Source organism: Chryseobacterium sp. C2(2020) (genome assembly GCF_014218915.1).
Lineage (GTDB): Bacteria > Bacteroidota > Bacteroidia > Flavobacteriales > Weeksellaceae > Chryseobacterium > Chryseobacterium mucoviscidosis.
The window spans coordinates 44442-60741 of record NZ_JACLCT010000012.1 but is presented as its reverse complement, the minus strand read 5'-3'; the positions used below and the strand labels follow the sequence as shown (position 1 = coordinate 60741).

The 16300-nt window shown below is 35.7% G+C and carries 17 protein-coding genes; 10 read left to right on the top strand and 7 right to left on the bottom strand.

What is annotated here, in order from left to right:
- Nucleotides 1-58 precede the first annotated feature (58 nt).
- Both map and H6W52_RS08990 read left to right on the top strand, forming a co-directional pair.
- Nucleotides 59-868 (top strand): type I methionyl aminopeptidase, encoded by an 810-nt coding sequence (map, locus tag H6W52_RS08995; RefSeq protein WP_116099646.1) that lies wholly within the window; start codon nucleotides 59-61, stop codon nucleotides 866-868.
- The gene (locus H6W52_RS08990; RefSeq protein WP_116099647.1) at nucleotides 868-1635 is read left to right on the top strand and encodes a class I SAM-dependent methyltransferase; all 768 of its coding nucleotides are present in this window, start codon (nucleotides 868-870) and stop codon (nucleotides 1633-1635) included. Before map ends, H6W52_RS08990 begins: the two co-directional genes overlap by 1 nt.
- 54 nt (nucleotides 1636-1689) lie before the next feature.
- Here H6W52_RS08990 and H6W52_RS08985 read toward each other — a convergent pair whose 3' ends face one another.
- The 3 genes from H6W52_RS08985 to H6W52_RS08975 all read right to left on the bottom strand — a co-directional run bounded on the left by H6W52_RS08985 (nucleotide 1690) and on the right by H6W52_RS08975 (nucleotide 3593).
- Nucleotides 1690-2394 carry a T9SS type A sorting domain-containing protein gene (locus H6W52_RS08985; RefSeq protein WP_116099648.1) on the bottom strand — a complete coding sequence of 235 codons (705 nt, stop codon included), beginning with the start codon at nucleotides 2392-2394 and terminating at the stop codon, nucleotides 1690-1692.
- Between the two features lie 124 nt (nucleotides 2395-2518).
- Nucleotides 2519-2848, bottom strand: coding sequence for a DMT family transporter (locus H6W52_RS08980; RefSeq protein ID WP_116099649.1), 330 nt, complete (start codon nucleotides 2846-2848; stop codon nucleotides 2519-2521).
- Between the two features lie 178 nt (nucleotides 2849-3026).
- The gene (locus H6W52_RS08975) at nucleotides 3027-3593 is read right to left on the bottom strand and encodes a Crp/Fnr family transcriptional regulator (protein ID WP_116099650.1); all 567 of its coding nucleotides are present in this window, start codon (nucleotides 3591-3593) and stop codon (nucleotides 3027-3029) included.
- Nucleotides 3594-3937: 344 nt separating this feature from the next.
- Between H6W52_RS08975 and H6W52_RS08970 the strand changes: the two genes are divergently transcribed.
- The 4 genes from H6W52_RS08970 (at nucleotide 3938) to H6W52_RS08955 (ending at nucleotide 7353) form a co-directional block, all read left to right on the top strand.
- The gene (locus H6W52_RS08970) at nucleotides 3938-4936 is read left to right on the top strand and encodes a LacI family DNA-binding transcriptional regulator (RefSeq protein WP_116099651.1); all 999 of its coding nucleotides are present in this window, start codon (nucleotides 3938-3940) and stop codon (nucleotides 4934-4936) included.
- Between the two features lie 6 nt (nucleotides 4937-4942).
- Nucleotides 4943-5866: a carbohydrate kinase family protein gene (locus H6W52_RS08965; protein ID WP_228457555.1), complete on the top strand. Its 924-nt coding sequence runs from the start codon at nucleotides 4943-4945 to the stop codon at nucleotides 5864-5866.
- A gap of 114 nt (nucleotides 5867-5980) precedes the next feature.
- A complete protein-coding gene (gene era / locus H6W52_RS08960) occupies nucleotides 5981-6856 on the top strand; it encodes a GTPase Era (RefSeq protein ID WP_185216651.1) in 876 nt (291 codons plus the stop codon).
- 68 nt (nucleotides 6857-6924) lie between these two features.
- A complete protein-coding gene (locus tag H6W52_RS08955) occupies nucleotides 6925-7353 on the top strand; it encodes a DoxX family protein (protein ID WP_116099652.1) in 429 nt (142 codons plus the stop codon).
- A gap of 58 nt (nucleotides 7354-7411) precedes the next feature.
- Here the strand turns inward: H6W52_RS08955 and H6W52_RS08950 are convergent, their stop codons facing one another.
- Nucleotides 7412-7573, bottom strand: a complete 162-nt coding sequence (locus tag H6W52_RS08950) for a protein with bacteriocin-type signal sequence (protein ID WP_116099653.1) — start codon at nucleotides 7571-7573, stop codon at nucleotides 7412-7414.
- A 121-nt stretch (nucleotides 7574-7694) separates the two neighbouring features.
- On the opposite strand from H6W52_RS08950, the gene H6W52_RS08945 reads away from it, so the two are divergent.
- The 4 genes from H6W52_RS08945 to H6W52_RS08930 all read left to right on the top strand — a co-directional run bounded on the left by H6W52_RS08945 (nucleotide 7695) and on the right by H6W52_RS08930 (nucleotide 12031).
- The gene (locus tag H6W52_RS08945; protein ID WP_116099654.1) at nucleotides 7695-10097 is read left to right on the top strand and encodes an alpha/beta hydrolase family protein; all 2403 of its coding nucleotides are present in this window, start codon (nucleotides 7695-7697) and stop codon (nucleotides 10095-10097) included.
- 63 nt (nucleotides 10098-10160) lie between these two features.
- Nucleotides 10161-10475, top strand: a complete 315-nt coding sequence (locus H6W52_RS08940; protein ID WP_116099655.1) for a hypothetical protein — start codon at nucleotides 10161-10163, stop codon at nucleotides 10473-10475.
- 421 nt (nucleotides 10476-10896) lie between these two features.
- A complete protein-coding gene (locus H6W52_RS08935) occupies nucleotides 10897-11475 on the top strand; it encodes a Crp/Fnr family transcriptional regulator (protein ID WP_116099656.1) in 579 nt (192 codons plus the stop codon).
- Between the two features lie 52 nt (nucleotides 11476-11527).
- Nucleotides 11528-12031 carry a GNAT family N-acetyltransferase gene (locus H6W52_RS08930; protein ID WP_116099662.1) on the top strand — a complete coding sequence of 168 codons (504 nt, stop codon included), beginning with the start codon at nucleotides 11528-11530 and terminating at the stop codon, nucleotides 12029-12031.
- 530 nt (nucleotides 12032-12561) lie between these two features.
- Here H6W52_RS08930 and H6W52_RS08925 read toward each other — a convergent pair.
- The 3 genes from H6W52_RS08925 to H6W52_RS08915 all read right to left on the bottom strand — a co-directional run bounded on the left by H6W52_RS08925 (nucleotide 12562) and on the right by H6W52_RS08915 (nucleotide 15916).
- Nucleotides 12562-13923, bottom strand: a complete 1362-nt coding sequence (locus H6W52_RS08925) for an MATE family efflux transporter (protein ID WP_116099657.1) — start codon at nucleotides 13921-13923, stop codon at nucleotides 12562-12564.
- Between the two features lie 92 nt (nucleotides 13924-14015).
- Nucleotides 14016-15200, bottom strand: coding sequence for a sigma-54-dependent transcriptional regulator (locus H6W52_RS08920; protein ID WP_116099658.1), 1185 nt, complete (start codon nucleotides 15198-15200; stop codon nucleotides 14016-14018).
- 56 nt (nucleotides 15201-15256) lie between these two features.
- Nucleotides 15257-15916, bottom strand: coding sequence for a YggS family pyridoxal phosphate-dependent enzyme (locus H6W52_RS08915; RefSeq protein ID WP_116099659.1), 660 nt, complete (start codon nucleotides 15914-15916; stop codon nucleotides 15257-15259).
- Nucleotides 15917-16300: the final 384 nt, after the last annotated feature.

The following is a 16300-nucleotide window of genomic DNA, read 5'->3' as shown; positions in this document are numbered from 1 at the left end:
TATTCATTAAGTTGTAAATCTAATTTCTGGCATCTAATATCTAACATCTATATAAACAATGATTCAATTAAAAACAATAGACGAACTACGTCTTATGAAAGAAAGTGCCCGTTTGGTTTCCAGAACATTAGGAATGTTGGCGAAAGAAATCAAACCTGGGATTACCACTTTATATCTGGATAAATTAGCACACGATTTCATTAAGGATCACGGTGCTGAACCTGCATTTTTAGGATATGGAGGATTTCCGTACTCTTTGTGTATTTCTCCGAATGAGCAGGTGGTTCACGGTTTTCCGAGTAAAGAAGAAATTAAAGAAGGAGATGTGCTTTCGGTAGACTGTGGTGCAGTTCTGAACGGTTTTGTGGGAGATCATGCCTATACTTTTGAGATCGGGGAAGTAAAACCTGAAACCAAAAAACTTTTAAAAGTAGCTAAAGAATCTCTTTATAAAGGAATTGAGCAATGCGTAAGAGGAAAGAGAATCGGGGATATTTCCCACGCTATTCAGGCGCACTGTGAAAAAGAAGGATATGGTGTTGTAAGAGAATTGGTAGGTCATGGTGTCGGAAGACAGATGCACGAAGATCCGCAGGTTCCGAATTACGGAAGACAGGGCAGTGGAAAAGTAATTAAAGACGGATTAACGATTGCAATCGAACCCATGATTAATCTGGGAACTGAAAAAGTGAAGTTTCATAATGATGGATGGACGGTGACAACATTAGACAATCAGCCTTCTGCGCACTTCGAGCACGATGTTGCGGTAGTCAACGGAAAACCGGTGCTGCTTTCAACATTCCAGTACATTTATGAAGCTTTGGGAATTGTAAGCGATGAAGAAAAAGCCTTCCAATTGGATTTTTAATGAAAAAAGTAACTAAACTTTTACTGAATAAAATTCCGCGTCCGATGCTTATTAAAATGAGCATTTGGGCACGACCGCTTATCTATCAGTTTTTTAAAGGCGATACGTTTTTTGATCCTATTGACGGAAAATCTTACCGTAAATTTCTTCCTTACGGATACGGAAGTCAGCGTGAAAACGCCTTGTCTCCCGGAACGTTGAGTCTGGAAAGACATCGCCAGATGTGGCTTTACCTGCAAAATGAGACCGATTTTTTCATTAAAAATTACAAAGTTCTGCATATTGCTCCGGAGCAGGAATTCCTTCGAAAGTTTAAAAGAATGAAAAACTTAAACTACATTTCTGCCGATCTTTTTTCGCCGATTGTAGATGTAAAAGCAGACATTCTTGATCTTCCTTTTGAAAATGAAAGCTTTGATATTATTTTTTGCAACCACGTTCTGGAACATATTGAAGATGATGCAAAAGCGATGAGCGAACTATACCGTGTTTTAAGACCGGGAGGTTGGGGAATTCTTCAGGTTCCGATGAAAAATTCTCTGGAAAAAACGTACGAAGATTTTACGATTAAAGATCCGAAAGAACGTCAGAAGCATTTCGGGCAGTACGATCACGTTCGCTGGTACGGAATGGATTATTTCGACCGACTGAAAAAAGCTGGATTTGAAACGGATATTAATTTTTATTCTAAACAGTTTACCCAGGAGGAAATAAAAAAATACGGGCTCAGAGAAAATGAAATTCTGCCTTTGGTATATAAAAAATAACAAAAACGTCTTCATTGCGAAGACGTTTTTGCTGTATTAATGATAACAAACAATTTATTCTTTAATAAACTTCAAAGGTTTTTGTCCTTCAATCATTAAAATATATTGTCCTTTTTCAAAATTTTGAGTGTCAATTTTTACTTTTTTATCGGATGTCTTACCTTCATACATCATTTGTCCAAGCATATTGAAAACCTTTACAGGAAGATCATTTTCCAGATTTATCACAATTAAATTATCCTTTACAGGATTTTGAAAAGAAAAGGTTGCTTTGAGGGTATTCTCTTTTGTAGATAAAATGGAACTGTTGTAATAGATTTTATTACCATTAGAAGGATTTGTTATGATTAAAGTCTTTCCTGAACCATTGGGAATCACCTGATAATTATAAACCTGACCAATTGCCGGATTAACGTAAAAATCACAGTTTTTTTGATCATATCCTTGTACAGCCGTCAAATTATTTCCCCAGTAATCTGCCAACGTACATCCTGCAGAATTGTTTTTAATAAAGGAATCATCTATCGTAGAAAAGGTAAGCGGTATTCCGGAAACATTAAAATACTTTGAAGTAAAAACGTTACTTCCGGATGAATTTGAAAATGTAGAAGGCTGAAGAGACTGATCCATAGTCGGCGTAACAATGGTCTGTCCGCTAATGGTCATTTGTGAAATATACCAGTTTGTATTAAACAGTTGGGAACTATTCTGTGCAAAGATAAGACTGCTTGTAAATAACAATAGTAAAGTTTTTTTCATGGTTGAAATTTTTTCAAAGATAATTAAAATTATAAACTTTCTGTAATAAAAAAACCGCTTTCAAATTCTGAAAACGGCTCTGCTATAAAGCATTTAACAAGATTATAAATTTTTCTTTAATTTTTTAATGTGCAGAAACAGCTTTCAGTCCAACCACAGATCCTATTAAAGTTACAATAAAGAAAATTCTCCAGAAGCTTACCGGATCTTTAAAAAAGAAAATTCCCATTAAAACAGTTCCTACCGCTCCAATTCCTGTCCAGACGGCATAAGCGGTTCCAATAGGTAAGGTTTGGGTGGCTTTAATCAGTAAAAGCATACTTACCGTTAAAGAGATCAGAAAACCTGCAAACCAAAAGTACATTGTTGTTCCGCTTGTTTCTTTTACTTTTCCCAAACATGAAGCAAAGGCAACTTCAAATAGTCCTGCAATAATCAAGATGATCCAATTCATTTTTCTGTAATTTTCAAATGCAAAGTTCCGTAATTTGGAAAGAATAAAATTTTACAATTGTTAAAAAATCTACTGTAAAGATTAAATTTCATCTATCCAAACCCTAAAACCCTCACACTCTCAAACCCTCGCATTCTCTCCAACTCCCAAACCCTCAAACGCTACAACCTAAAAAACACTACAACTTAATCTCCGCCCTTATTCTACTTAAGCTTACTTGCGAAATCCCTAAATAAGAAGCAATATGCCCAAGCTGAACCCTTCTGATGAGATCTGGCTTATTTTTAATTAAATCTTTATATCTTTCCAGAGCCGTTTTATACTGCCTTGAAATAATCAGTTCTTCGGTTTTTACCAGTTCTCTTTCTGCAAACTTTCTTCCCCAATTCGCTATATGAATATCCTCGTTGAATAATTTTTTAAGATGCTCTGTTTCCAGTTTGTAGAATTCGCAGTTTTCCAGCAATTCAATATTTTCGTATCCGGGATTATTTTCCACATAACTTTTCATGGAAACCACAGGTTCGCCCTCACTTCCGAACCAGAAGGTGATGTCTCTGTCTTCTGTAGATGCATACGCACGAACAATTCCTTTTTTCAACAGATAGATATGAGAAATTACTTTTTCAGCTTCCATCAGACAAAAATTCTTGGGATAAGAAACTTCTGTAATGTATTGTTTCAGTTTTATTTTTGAGATTTCGGGAAGTAAATAAATGCGGTCGAGAATTTCGTCAATTTCCATAATTAAGTCGTGGATAATTTGTCTAAAATATTGGTTTTAACAACAGAAAACAAGAAAATTATTCTCCTGTGTTTTGAATTAAATTAAAAATTAAGTAAATTTAGAAGGTAAAACGTTTAACCAAAATAACAGTCAGGAAGTAAACGATGATTGATATTGAATTGATATACCAATAATTTAAATTTGAAATTAATTTTAATTAATTGATTTTTAATGTTTTGGATTTTATTTTATTTCGGTTTCGAAAAACTGCCAATCTACAATTATTTTCAAAACGACCAAAAAAATCGTCTATTGTTTTTTATATTTTTTATGAAATATTTTTGCACCAAAGTCAGAAAATTATGAAAAGAGCTTCTATTAAAGACATAGCAAGAATTGCAGAAGTTTCTGTGGCTACTGTTTCCTATGTTCTCAATAAAAAAGAAGGAAGCAGAATTAGTGAAGCGACCAAAACCAGAATTCTTGACGTTGCAAAAAGCATCAATTATACCCCGAATAAAATTGCCAAAAGTCTGAAAATGAATAAGACCAAGCTGATCGGGTTGATTGTTGCAGATATTTCAAACGACTTTTACTCCAACATCGCAAGAAATATTGAAGATGAAGCCATGAAATTGGGATATACACTTCTGATCGGAAGCTGCGATGAAAATCCTGAAAAATTTAAAAAATTAACAGAGCTTTTCTCAGAACAGCAGGTTGACGGAATGATTATCGCTCCGGTTGTGGATTCGGATGAAGCCATCAATAAGCTCATTCAGGAAGAATATCCGATTGTAACCATCGACCGTTATCTTAAAAATGTAAGTTTACCGGGAGTAATGATCAATAATTCAGAAATTTCAGAACAGATCTGCGATCATCTGGTGAAAAAAGACTTTGATGAAATTATTTATGTAGGTTACAATACGGAACTTCCTCATTTGCTGGACAGACAGGATGGTTTTGACCAGAGAATTGCAAAATCTGATATTTCGGCGAAAAGAATTTTAATCGGAATTCATAATATTACGGAAGAAGTGCATCAGAAAATGCAGGAAAATCTGGATCTTTCCAAAAAAACGGCCATTTATTTTTCAAGTAATAAACTGGGAATTGCAGGACTCAGATATTTAATCGATCATAGTATCAGTGTTCCCGAACAGGTTTCATTGGTGGCGTTCGACGAAACAGAAGCCTATTATCTTTTCCCGACGGAAGTTTCATTTGTACAGCAGCCATTGTATGATATGGCAAGAGAATCGGTGAAACTTCTAGACAATCAGATTAATGATTACACAACAAACGGAAAAAGAGTAACCTTCCATGCTAAATTTATGGAAAGAAGCTCCGTAAAATAATAAAAAATGATAATGACAGAAGATGTAATGACGACAGAAAAAAAGCCTTATATTGTATGTTTCGGTGAAGTTTTGTGGGATATTTTCCCGGAAGGTTCAAGAGCAGGAGGTGCACCTTTTAATGTTGCCTATAATGTTCATAAAATGGGCATTGATGTAAAAATGCTGAGCAAAACAGGAAAGGATGAACTGGGAGAAAAATTAACCGATAAAATTAAAAGTTGGGGAATTACCACAGATTTTATTCAGGTAGATGAAGTTTTTCCTACGAGTACAGTAATCGCTAAAATTGATGAACACAATGAAGCGAGCTACGAAATCGTAGAAAATGTAGCATGGGATTTTATAGATTTCCTTCCTGAACACAAAGATTTGGTTGCCAATGCGGAAGCTTTTGTATTCGGAAGCCTTTCTGCCAGAAATGAAAAGACCAGAGAAACATTACTTCAACTGCTTGAATTAGCAAAATTGAAAATTTTTGATGTTAATTTCAGACCGCCTTTCATCGATTTTGAATTCATTAAAATATTGTTGAATAAAGCCGATATTGTAAAGATGAACAAAGCGGAAATGAAGCAGATTCTTGAATTTATTGGGGAAGAATATAGAAGTGAAGAAGAAAGTGTTTCGTTTATTCAGAAAAAATTTAAGGTTAATGAAATTATTTTAACCAAAGGAAGCAAAGGCGCGGGTTATTTTGTGGGAGATCAAAATTACAGTTTTCCTGCCGTTCCCATCACCATTGCAGATACAGTGGGAAGCGGTGACGCTTTTCTTGCCGGTTTTATTTCCAAAAGAATTCAGAATCAGGAGCCTGAAGAAATTATTAAGGAAGGAATTGCTTTAGGAGCTTTCATCACTTCAAAATCAGGAGCGTGTCCGGATTACAGTTATTCCGAATTTCAAAAATTTAAAGAATCAAAATTCTAATAAAAAATTAAAGACTTTTTCTGACCGGAAAAGTCTTTTTTGTCGGTAAAAGTTTCCAATTAATTCCAAAGACCGATTAAGTTTAGTAACTTTGCAAATCCTAATATAATTTTTATGCACAAAGCAGGATTTGTAAATATAGTCGGAAAGCCCAATGCCGGAAAATCTACCTTGTTGAATCAACTGATGGGAGAGAAACTGGCGATTGTAACCCAAAAGGCTCAGACAACACGACACAGAATTTTCGGAATTTATAACGAAGAAGACTTACAGATCGTATTTTCAGATACTCCCGGAGTTCTGGATCCGAAATACGGTTTACAGGAAAAAATGATGGATTTTGTAAAGGATTCTTTGCAGGATGCCGATGTTTTCCTTTTCATTGTGGATGTTACCGACAAAGCTGAACCTTCGGAATTTCTGATTGATAAGCTGAACAAAATTCCTGTGCCTGTTTTGCTTTTGCTGAATAAAGTAGACCAGACCAATCAGGAAGGTCTGGAAAAACTGGTAGAAACATGGCATGAGAGAATCCCGAAAGCGGAAATCCTGCCTATTTCTGCATTAAATGCTTTTAATACAGACATTATTTTACCAAAGCTTAAATCTTTACTACCGGAAAATCCGCCTTATTACGATAAAGATCAGTATACAGATAAGCCCGAAAGATTCTTTGTGAATGAGGCAATCCGTGAAAAAATCCTTTTGAATTACGAAAAAGAAATTCCGTATTCTGTGGAAGTGGTGACAGAGCAGTTCAAAGAAAAGGAAGGAATTATTTTCATCGATTCTATTATTTATGTGGAAAGAGATACCCAGAAAGGAATTATCATCGGACATAAAGGAGAAGCAATTAAAAAAGTAGGAACAGAATCCAGACTGGATCTTGAAAAATTCTTCAATAAAAGAATTCACCTGAATCTCTTTGTTAAAGTTAAAAAAGACTGGAGAAAAAACGACAGAGATTTGAAAAATTTCGGGTACAGATAGACTAAAAACCACCTAAAAGCCGTTCTATTAAGAGAATTTTCACTATCTTTAAATGTAAATTGCTTTTAATGAACTATTCGAACACAACAAATTCAGATTCTGTTTTAAAAGATGTTGCATTGCTTATCGTGCGGGTTTTCATTGGCTTTGCCATGCTCTCTCATGGTTTTCCGAAGCTTCAGATGCTTTTAGAAGGTAAATCAGATTTTTTTGATTTTTTAGGATTAGGATCACAGATCACTTTAGGTTTAACGGTTTTTGCAGAATTTGTCTGTTCAATTCTCCTTATTTTAGGATTATTTTCAAGAATTTCATTAGGATTTCTGATGTTTACCATGATTATTGCGGGTTTCGTAGTTCATGGAGCAGATCCTTTTGAAAAACGGGAAATGAGCCTTATTTATCTTTCCGTCTATCTTTTACTGATGGTTTTTGGAGCTGGAAAATTTTCTGTCGATTATATGATCGAGAAAAGGAAAAGAGCCAATGATTGGTAATGATTCTACAATATAAATTAAAAAGAGCAGTTGTTTTCAACCGCTCTTTTTTGTTTTTCTAAGGGTTGCAGGGAAGGTTGGAAGGAATGCAGCTCCATTTAGGAAGTTCACTCGTTTCATCGATTTTCATGCAGGATTTGTATCCTGAAGGACACTGCGGCGCATTTCCGCCATTCATGGCGCGAAGTTCTTTTCGCTCTAATTTTCTTAGATTTTTCATAATAATTCTGAATTTGATGAATACTAAAGATAGTATTATTTTGTTAAATCACGTAGAGGTGTTTTAATATATCCTTGCATATTCTCTAATTTTCATTAATTTCGTGGAAATTGAAATTATTATGAAGATAAGACTGACCATATGCCTTCTTGCGTTCCTCAATTTCTATGAAGCGCAGGAAAATATTACGTACCAAAAGCCGTCACCTGAAATCCTGAAACTGGCTGATTATGAAAGACCGCCAAGTGTTTTGATGAACAGTAAAAAAGACTGGATCGTTTTCACGTATCGCCCTACTTATAAAACACTGGAAGATTTAAGTCAGCAGGAAATGAAACTGGGAGGATTGAGAATAAATCCGGTAACCAATATTTCAAGTTCGGCAACGTATGCGAATAACCTGAAAGTGAGAAAAATGAACGATAAAACGGAAGTTCAGGTTAAAAATTTACCTTCCAATCCAAAAATCACCAATACTTCATTCTCTCCGGACGAAAAAAAACTGGCGTTTACCAATACCACCAATAAAGGTGTGGAGCTTTGGATTGTAGACCTTGAAACCGCTACCGCAAAGAAAATAACTTCAGACAATTTAAATGCAAATTTGGGAAGTCCTTACATCTGGTACAAAGATTCTCAGAATTTATTAATCAAAACCCTTCCGCAAAACAGACCTGCTTTAATAGATTCGAGCAAGGACCTTCCGACAGGTCCCATTGTTTCTACGGCAGACGGAAAAGTTTCGCAGAACAGAACGTATCAGGATCTTCTGAAAAATCCGCAGGATGAAAAGAATTTTGAGGTTTTAACCGCTTCAGAAATTTATAATGTTGATCTAAACGGAACTTTAAAGAAAGTAAAAGATCAGGATATGTATTCCGGATTAAGCTTTTCGCCGGACGGAAATTATCTGATGGCGACAACCATTAAAAAACCGTTTTCTTACATTGTTCCACTAAGCAGATTTCCGATGACCACTACGGTGTATGACATGAACGGAAATGTGGTGAAAGTTGTAAACGAAACACCTCTGAACGAAATTATGCCTAAAGGATTCTCTTCCGTAAGAACCGGAAAAAGAGATATGGGATGGAGAAGCGATATGCCTGCAACTTTGGTATATGCAGAAGCTCTGGACGGAGGAGATCAGTATAAAAATGCCGAATTCAGAGATGAAATTTTTACATGGGATGCTCCTTTCAGCAATGCTCCGAAATCATTCTTTAAAACAAAACAGAGATACGAAGATGTAAGCTGGACGAATGATCATTACGCCATTGTTTCCGAAGGTTGGTACGATACAAGAAATACAAAATCTTTCTTAGTTGATTTAAATAACGGAGAATCTAAAGTGATTGACGACAGAAATTATCAGGATGTGTACAGCGATCCCGGAAATTTCAACACCACAAAAAACCAGTACGGAAGATACGTTGTCGACATGAAAGGAGGAAAGTCTTACCTCATCGGAGCCGGATTTACAAAAGAAGGACAGCATCCTTTCATCGATGAGATGGATGTGAAAACCATGAAAAAGAAAAGACTGTATACTTCCAATCTTAAAAATGCAAAGGAAGAAATTATTGATATTTTAAATCCTGCCAAAGGAGAAGTTCTTACGATTCAGCAATCTTCCAGCCAGTATCCGAATTATTTTAAGAAGAGCATTAAATCCAATAAAACAGAAGCGGTAACCAATTTTGCGAATCCTTTTGAAAGTATTAAAGATGTCTACAAAGAAGTGATTACGTATAAAAGAAACGACGGCGTTACACTTACCGGAACACTTTATCTTCCTGCCAATTACGACAGAAAGGCAAAAACAGAAAAATTACCGTTGCTGATCTGGGCTTATCCTACCGAATATAAAGATAAAAATACGGCAGGACAGAATACGCAGAATCCAAACGATTTCACTTTCCCTTACTACGGTTCTTTCGTGTATTGGACAACGAAAGGATATGCCGTTTTGGATGATGCTGCATTCCCGATCATCGGAGAAGGAAAAACAGAACCGAATGATACATTTATTCCTCAATTGGTAGCGAACGGAAGAGCTGCGATCGATGCGGTAGATCAATTAGGCTATATCGACAGAACGAAAGTAGCAGTTGGAGGACATTCTTATGGTGCTTTTATGACGGCAAACCTTTTGACCCATTCTAAAGATTATGCTTGCGGAATTGCAAGAAGTGGAGCATATAACAGGACTTTAACGCCTTTTGGTTTTCAGAGCGAACAGAGAAATTACTGGGATGTTCCGGAAATCTATAACACCATGTCACCTTTCATGAATGCAGATAAGATGAAAACACCGCTTTTACTGGTTCATGGAGATGCAGACAACAATCCCGGAACGTTCACTTTACAGACAGAAAGATATTTTCAGGCACTTAAAAATCTCGGAGCTCCTGTAAAAATGGTTCTTCTGCCAAAAGAAGCTCACGGATATGCAGCGAAAGAGAATATTCTTCATTTGCTTTGGGAACAGGATCAGTTTCTGGAGAAATGTTTGAAAAAATAATAATTTACATAAAAACTCGTTCAATTTTGGACGGGTTTTTATTTTCTTTGTCAAAAAATTCAAATGCCAATCTTAAGACGTTCAGAACAAAATCAACAGTCGCTTCAGGATTTTTATAGAGAATTTCTTCCCAAACCTGGGGATACATTTGGAAATGCAGGAATTCCGATGCTTAGAATTTTGGATTTTATGAATGATACTTTTAGAGATACCTTCATTTATGGTTTGACTTCACATGTACATTTGCTTTTATTTAATAATGATAAAGATGATAAACACTATGTCGAAATTATAGGTTTTCAATCAGGATCTTACGAAGTATTCGCGGTGCAGTATTTCTTCCGGAGCATAAGAGTCCGTGGAAAAATGCTGTTGTAAAAGGTGAAACGACACAATTTGAAGAGTTTAAAAAGATGATTGTCATTTCCATGATAGAATCTGGAGGTTGGAAAGATAATTTAGAATTGATAAACTTTTAGAAAATCATGTAGAATTTGTTTTAAAAAGCTGTTCCCATTTTTGTATTAGATTTATTTCTCGCTGATTTTGCTTATAATGCAGATTTAATTTCAAAGTCTATTAAACATATATTCAGTTAAAATCAATCGCAGAAGAATATGTTAAGAAAAATAATACTAAAAATTACAGATAATTAGATTCAGGAAGACTTTACCGGAACATCAAAAAACAATTTGATTACTTACATTATTCATATTCTGTTTACTTTAGTTTTTGTAATTTTCAGCCCGCAAAATTCAGTAAAAAATAAATAAACACGGGACATTGATTCCGAAAAGATATGTTACGAACCAATCAGACATTTTTAGACTACCTTGAAGGACTGTACAGCAGTGAAGAACATAAAGGGAATATTGTTTTAGAATCTTTTGAAAAAGGCGATAAAATATTAATTCAAAATCAGATCTCCACAAAGATCATGCTCGTTAAAAGCGGCATTACCAAATGCTATTTCGTGGAAGAAAACGGAAAAGAATATATTGTGGAATTTATGGGAAAAGGAGAGATCATCGGTGAAATCGAAGTCATTAAAAATGTTCCCTGCATCTGCAGTATTGAAGCGATTACGGAAGTTACCGTTTATTCGATGTCGATTCCCTATTTTCAGGCATTGATCAAAAAAGATCTTACCCTCAATAATTTATTGTTGGATGTTTTTGCAGAGCGTATTTTCAATACTTCAAGCCGCGCCTCTTATCAGCAGCTTCACAAAACAGAACATACCCTTTCTCAATTGTTGGAAGTAAAATCCAGAGAAATGGAAATTTCAAAAGAAGACATGGCAACCTATCTCGGAACTACTGTGGAAAGTCTTAACCGTGCTTTAGAAGAGCTTCAGGAGAATAATTCTGAAGAATAAATTCAACAGATTTAAACGCTTCTTTTATCTTTGCAGAAATATGCTGAAATCAATGGAAGAACTAAAATTCAGGAATGCTGAACTGAAAGATTTACCCAAAATTGTAGAAATTTACAACTCAACCATTCCTTCAAGAATGGTAACCGCCGATACGGAAAATATCTCTGTAGAAAGCAGAATTAAATGGTTTCATGACCACAATCCTGAAAAAAGACCACTTTGGGTCATTGAAAAGGAGCAGAATGAAGTCTTAGGTTGGGTTAGTTTTTCATCATTTTACGGAAGACCGGCATACAACGGAACGGTGGAACTCAGCATTTACATGGACGAAAGCTCGCGCGGAAAAGGCTACGGAAAAAAAGTACTGCAATACTGCATTGATAAAGCACCAAAATTTGAAGTAAAAACATTATTGGGATTCATTTTCTTACATAATGAACCCAGCCTGAAATTATTCCGACACTTTGGTTTTGAAGACTGGGGTGTTTTTCCGAATGTTGCCGTTTTGGACGGCGTTGAAAGAACTTTGGTGATCTTGGGAAAAAGAGTAGGGTAGTTTGTTCTTGTCAGGAGCAAAGCCATCTTAAAAAGTTTATTTTTTAGGAGCTTTTTCCCGCTTTCACTACTCGCTTTTTTAGTTTTCGGCGGCAGCGAAGCTGCCGCCGAAAACTAAAAAGAGCTCAAACACGCCGTTCAATCGGGGCTAGGATCGGTACAGAATATAAATAAATACATGACTTCACTCTTTGTCATTCCGTAGGAATCTGGACAATAATTTTTAAACAATTTCTAAAAAATAAACTGAGATTCCTACGGAATGACAAACTAACCGCTTTAATGAGTTGATTAAGCTTATAAGAGATTTAAAATAAAATGATTTTAATATAAGAACCACAAAAATATCAATAGGAATGGGCTTTAGACCATTTTAATCCGTAAGAAAGAAAATTGGCTTTAGCCAAAACTTATACTAAACTTCCGCTGAAGCCGATTTTGATTTGCAATCTTTACATCTTGACCCCAATTATGCGATAAATTAAGACATAGAAAAAATAAAAAAGCGATCCAAAAAAGACCGCTTTCCTATTACAAATTCTGCTTAATTCTTTTTGCAGACATATTCAAAAAACGTTTGACCAGCATGACCGCGGAAACCGTTAATCCCAATCCTAAAGCGATCCACATTCCAAAAGCACCCATTTCCATCGTTACACAAAGGAAATATCCTAAAGGAATTGTGATTACCCAATATGCAATAAACGTGTAAATAGAAGGAATTTTTACATCCTGTAAACCTCTCAACATTCCTAAAGCTGTCACCTGAATTCCATCTGATAACTGGAACAACGCAGCAATTATCATTAATTTGGAAGCTAAAGCAATGACTTCAATCTCTTCTTTTTTGGTAAAGAATGTCGGAAGAATATTTCGTCCCAAAATGAAGACAATTCCACAGATGCACATAAAAATAAACGCAATTTTCAGATTGTTGATTCCTACCTTTCTTAATTCAACAAAATTCTGTTCGCCCAGTTTTCTCCCGATCATCACCGTTGAAGCCACACTGAAACCGATGCATAAATTAAAGGTAAAAGAAGCCATACTTAAGGCAATCTGATGAGAAGCAATATCGTGTGCCGAAATCAGTCCGCAGATAAAAGCGGCTCCGGCAAAAGCCGTCACTTCAAAGAACATCTGTAAAGCCGTCGGAAAACCGAGTCTGATCATCTTTTCAAACATTTTCTTTGAAAAAACTTCAATTTTTAAAGAAAAATCTTTGATGTACTGTTTCGTTTTATTCTCATTCGAAAGCACAAAATACAGAAAAACCACCATAAAAATTCTGGCGATTAAACTTGCAAGGGCAGAACCTTTTACCCCCATTTCAGGAAAAATCCAAAGCCCTTTAATGAAAACATAATTTAAAACAATATTAATGACATTGGCAATAATAGTCGCTTTAGTAACTCCAATCGTGTAAGAAAGCCCTTCCGAAACTTCTCTCAGTGTCTGAAAAGCCATAAAAGGAACAATGCTGATCGCCATAATCGTTAAAAAATCAACCGTATCCGGAATGATCTTCTCCGGCTGTCCGGATTTATAAAGCAGCGGCATTCCCAGAATTAAAATCCCCATCAGCAAAATTCCCACAGTCATATTGATGATAAAGCCATGACTGAAGACAGAATTGATCGTCTTATGGTCATGTTTTGAATGCGCTTCCGAAACCAAAGGCGGAATGGCAAAAGAAAATCCCAAAGCCAATACAAACATCGAGAAAAACACAGCATTTCCCAATGAAACTGAAGCCAGAGCATCAGCTCCCAAAAGATTTCCTACAATAATATTATCGAAAAGATTCACCGAAACCTGCCCGACCTGCGTTAACATCACAGGAAGAGCCAGAGTAAGGCATTCTTTCGTATAGTTTTTATTTAAAAAGTTCATAATTGTTTACAATTCATATAGTTTTATTCAAAAAAAATTGCAGTAACAAATGATACTGCAATTTTCATAATTTATTTAAAGTAATCATTATATTACTTCCTTACAAAACTTGCAACGTCTTCGGCAGAAACTGTGTTTCCTCCTAAAATAATCAATCTTTCTACAACGTTTCTCAATTCTCTGATATTTCCAGTCCATGAAAGCGCTTTTAAAGCATCAATCGCCTTATCATCGAATTTTTTTACAGCCGTACCGTGTTCATCAGCAATCATTCCGGAGAAATGCTCAACCAGTAATCTGATGTCTTCTTTTCTTTCATCCAATGGCGGAACGTAGATTTCAATCACAGAAAGTCTGTGGTAAAGATCTTCCCTAAATCTTCCTGCCTCGATTTCCTTCTGCATATTTTTGTTGGTTGCTGCAAGAACTCTTACATCCACCTTAATCTCCTTATCGCTTCCTACAGGCGAAACTTTGCTTTCCTGTAATGCTCTCAACACTTTTGCCTGAGCAATTAAGCTCATATCGCCGATCTCGTCAAGGAATATTGTTCCACCGTTTGCCTGCTCAAATTTCCCCTGCTTATCCTTAATAGCTCCTGTAAAAGATCCTTTTACGTGACCAAATAATTCAGATTCAATCAGTTCAGAAGGAATCGCCGCACAGTTAACTTCTACCATCGGACCTCTTGCTCTGTCACTTTGATTATGAATTGCATGTGCAACCAGCTCTTTTCCGGCTCCGTTTGGTCCTGTAATTAAAACCCTTGCATCAGAAACAGCAACTTTTTCGATCATATCCTGAATTTTCTTCAAGCCTGCCGATTCCCCGATCATCTGGTATTTTTTATTTACCTTTTTCTTCAGCGTTTTATTTTCTGTCTGAAGATTTTTATTTTCTTTTTTCAGTGTTTCTTTGGCTAAAGCATTTTTTACGCTCGTAATCAGTCTGTTGATGTCGATTGGCTTGGAAATGAAATCGTAAGCACCGTCTCTAAGGCAAGAAACCGCAGAATCGATGTCTGCGTGTCCTGAAATCATGATAAAAGTGGATTCCGGTTTCAGCGCTAAACTTTGCTTTAAAAGTTCAGTTCCTGAAAGTTTTGGCATCTTGATATCAGAAATAATCAGTGCGAAATCTTCTTTTTCTACCTGTTTATAGCCTTCAAGTCCGTCTTCGGCGATTACAAATTCATAGTCGGTTAGTTCGTCAGAAAGAATACTGTGGAGTACTCCTGAGATTGCTTTTTCGTCTTCTACAATAAGGATTTTTTGCATAGTTGCAAATTTAGATTTTTTTGATTGAATTATTAGCAAAAACTATACCTAATCGTTTAGTTGGAATAATCTCTTCTCCCGAAAATAGCAGATCCCACTCTTACGGAATTCGCACCGCATTCAATAGCAATCGGAAAATCATCACTCATTCCCATTGATAACGTTTCGAGCTTTTTTAATTGATTTAATTCATCAAAAAGACTTTTCAGGTTTAAAAATTCCTTCTTTACCTGATCTTTATCATCCGTGAAAGTTGCCATTCCCATCAAACCGGTAATTTCAATATTCTGAAATTCTCCGCTTAAGTATTGTTCAAACAAATCTTTGGCCTCATTGATATTGAGTCCGAATTTACTTTCTTCCTCCGCAATTTTAACCTGAAGCAACACTTTGATGGTTCGGTTGTGCTTTGCTGCTTCTTTGTTGATCTCACGGATCAGCTTTTCGGAATCTACACTTTGGATCGTATCCACAAATTCAGCGATATATTTTACTTTATTCGTCTGAAGATGCCCAATCAGATGCCATTGAATATCTTTGGGAAGGAGAGGGTACTTTTCTGTGACTTCCTGCACTTTATTTTCACCAAAAACTCTCTGTCCAAGATCATAAACTTCCTGAATCGCAGAAACAGGATGTGTTTTTGAAACAGCAACCAACTGCACATCAGAAGGAAGCTGACTTTTAATATGATTGTAATTTTCCTGAATACTCATAATGGCAAATTTCCGAATTTTAAACACGAAAAGCTAATGAATATTGAAATTTTTAGACTTGAGATTTTTGTTGAGTCTAAAATAGAATGTCTGTCATTCTGACGAAGGAAGAATCTAAATTTTATTGTTAAAGATTCTTCACTCCACTTCGTTTCGATCAGAATGACAGACATACAATATATTAAATTTCAATATTGTCCGATAAAACATATAAACAAATTTATGAGCTCAATGTTGATTGCACAAATCGACAGTTCGCTCCTCTGGAGCTTTTTTTGATGGCGTCTTTTTTCTACTAACAGTAAATCCCGATGGGATTAAATGCAGCTCCATTAGGAGCAACCTGTTCATAGAAAATAGTTATTCTTAGAATGGAAGCTCTGG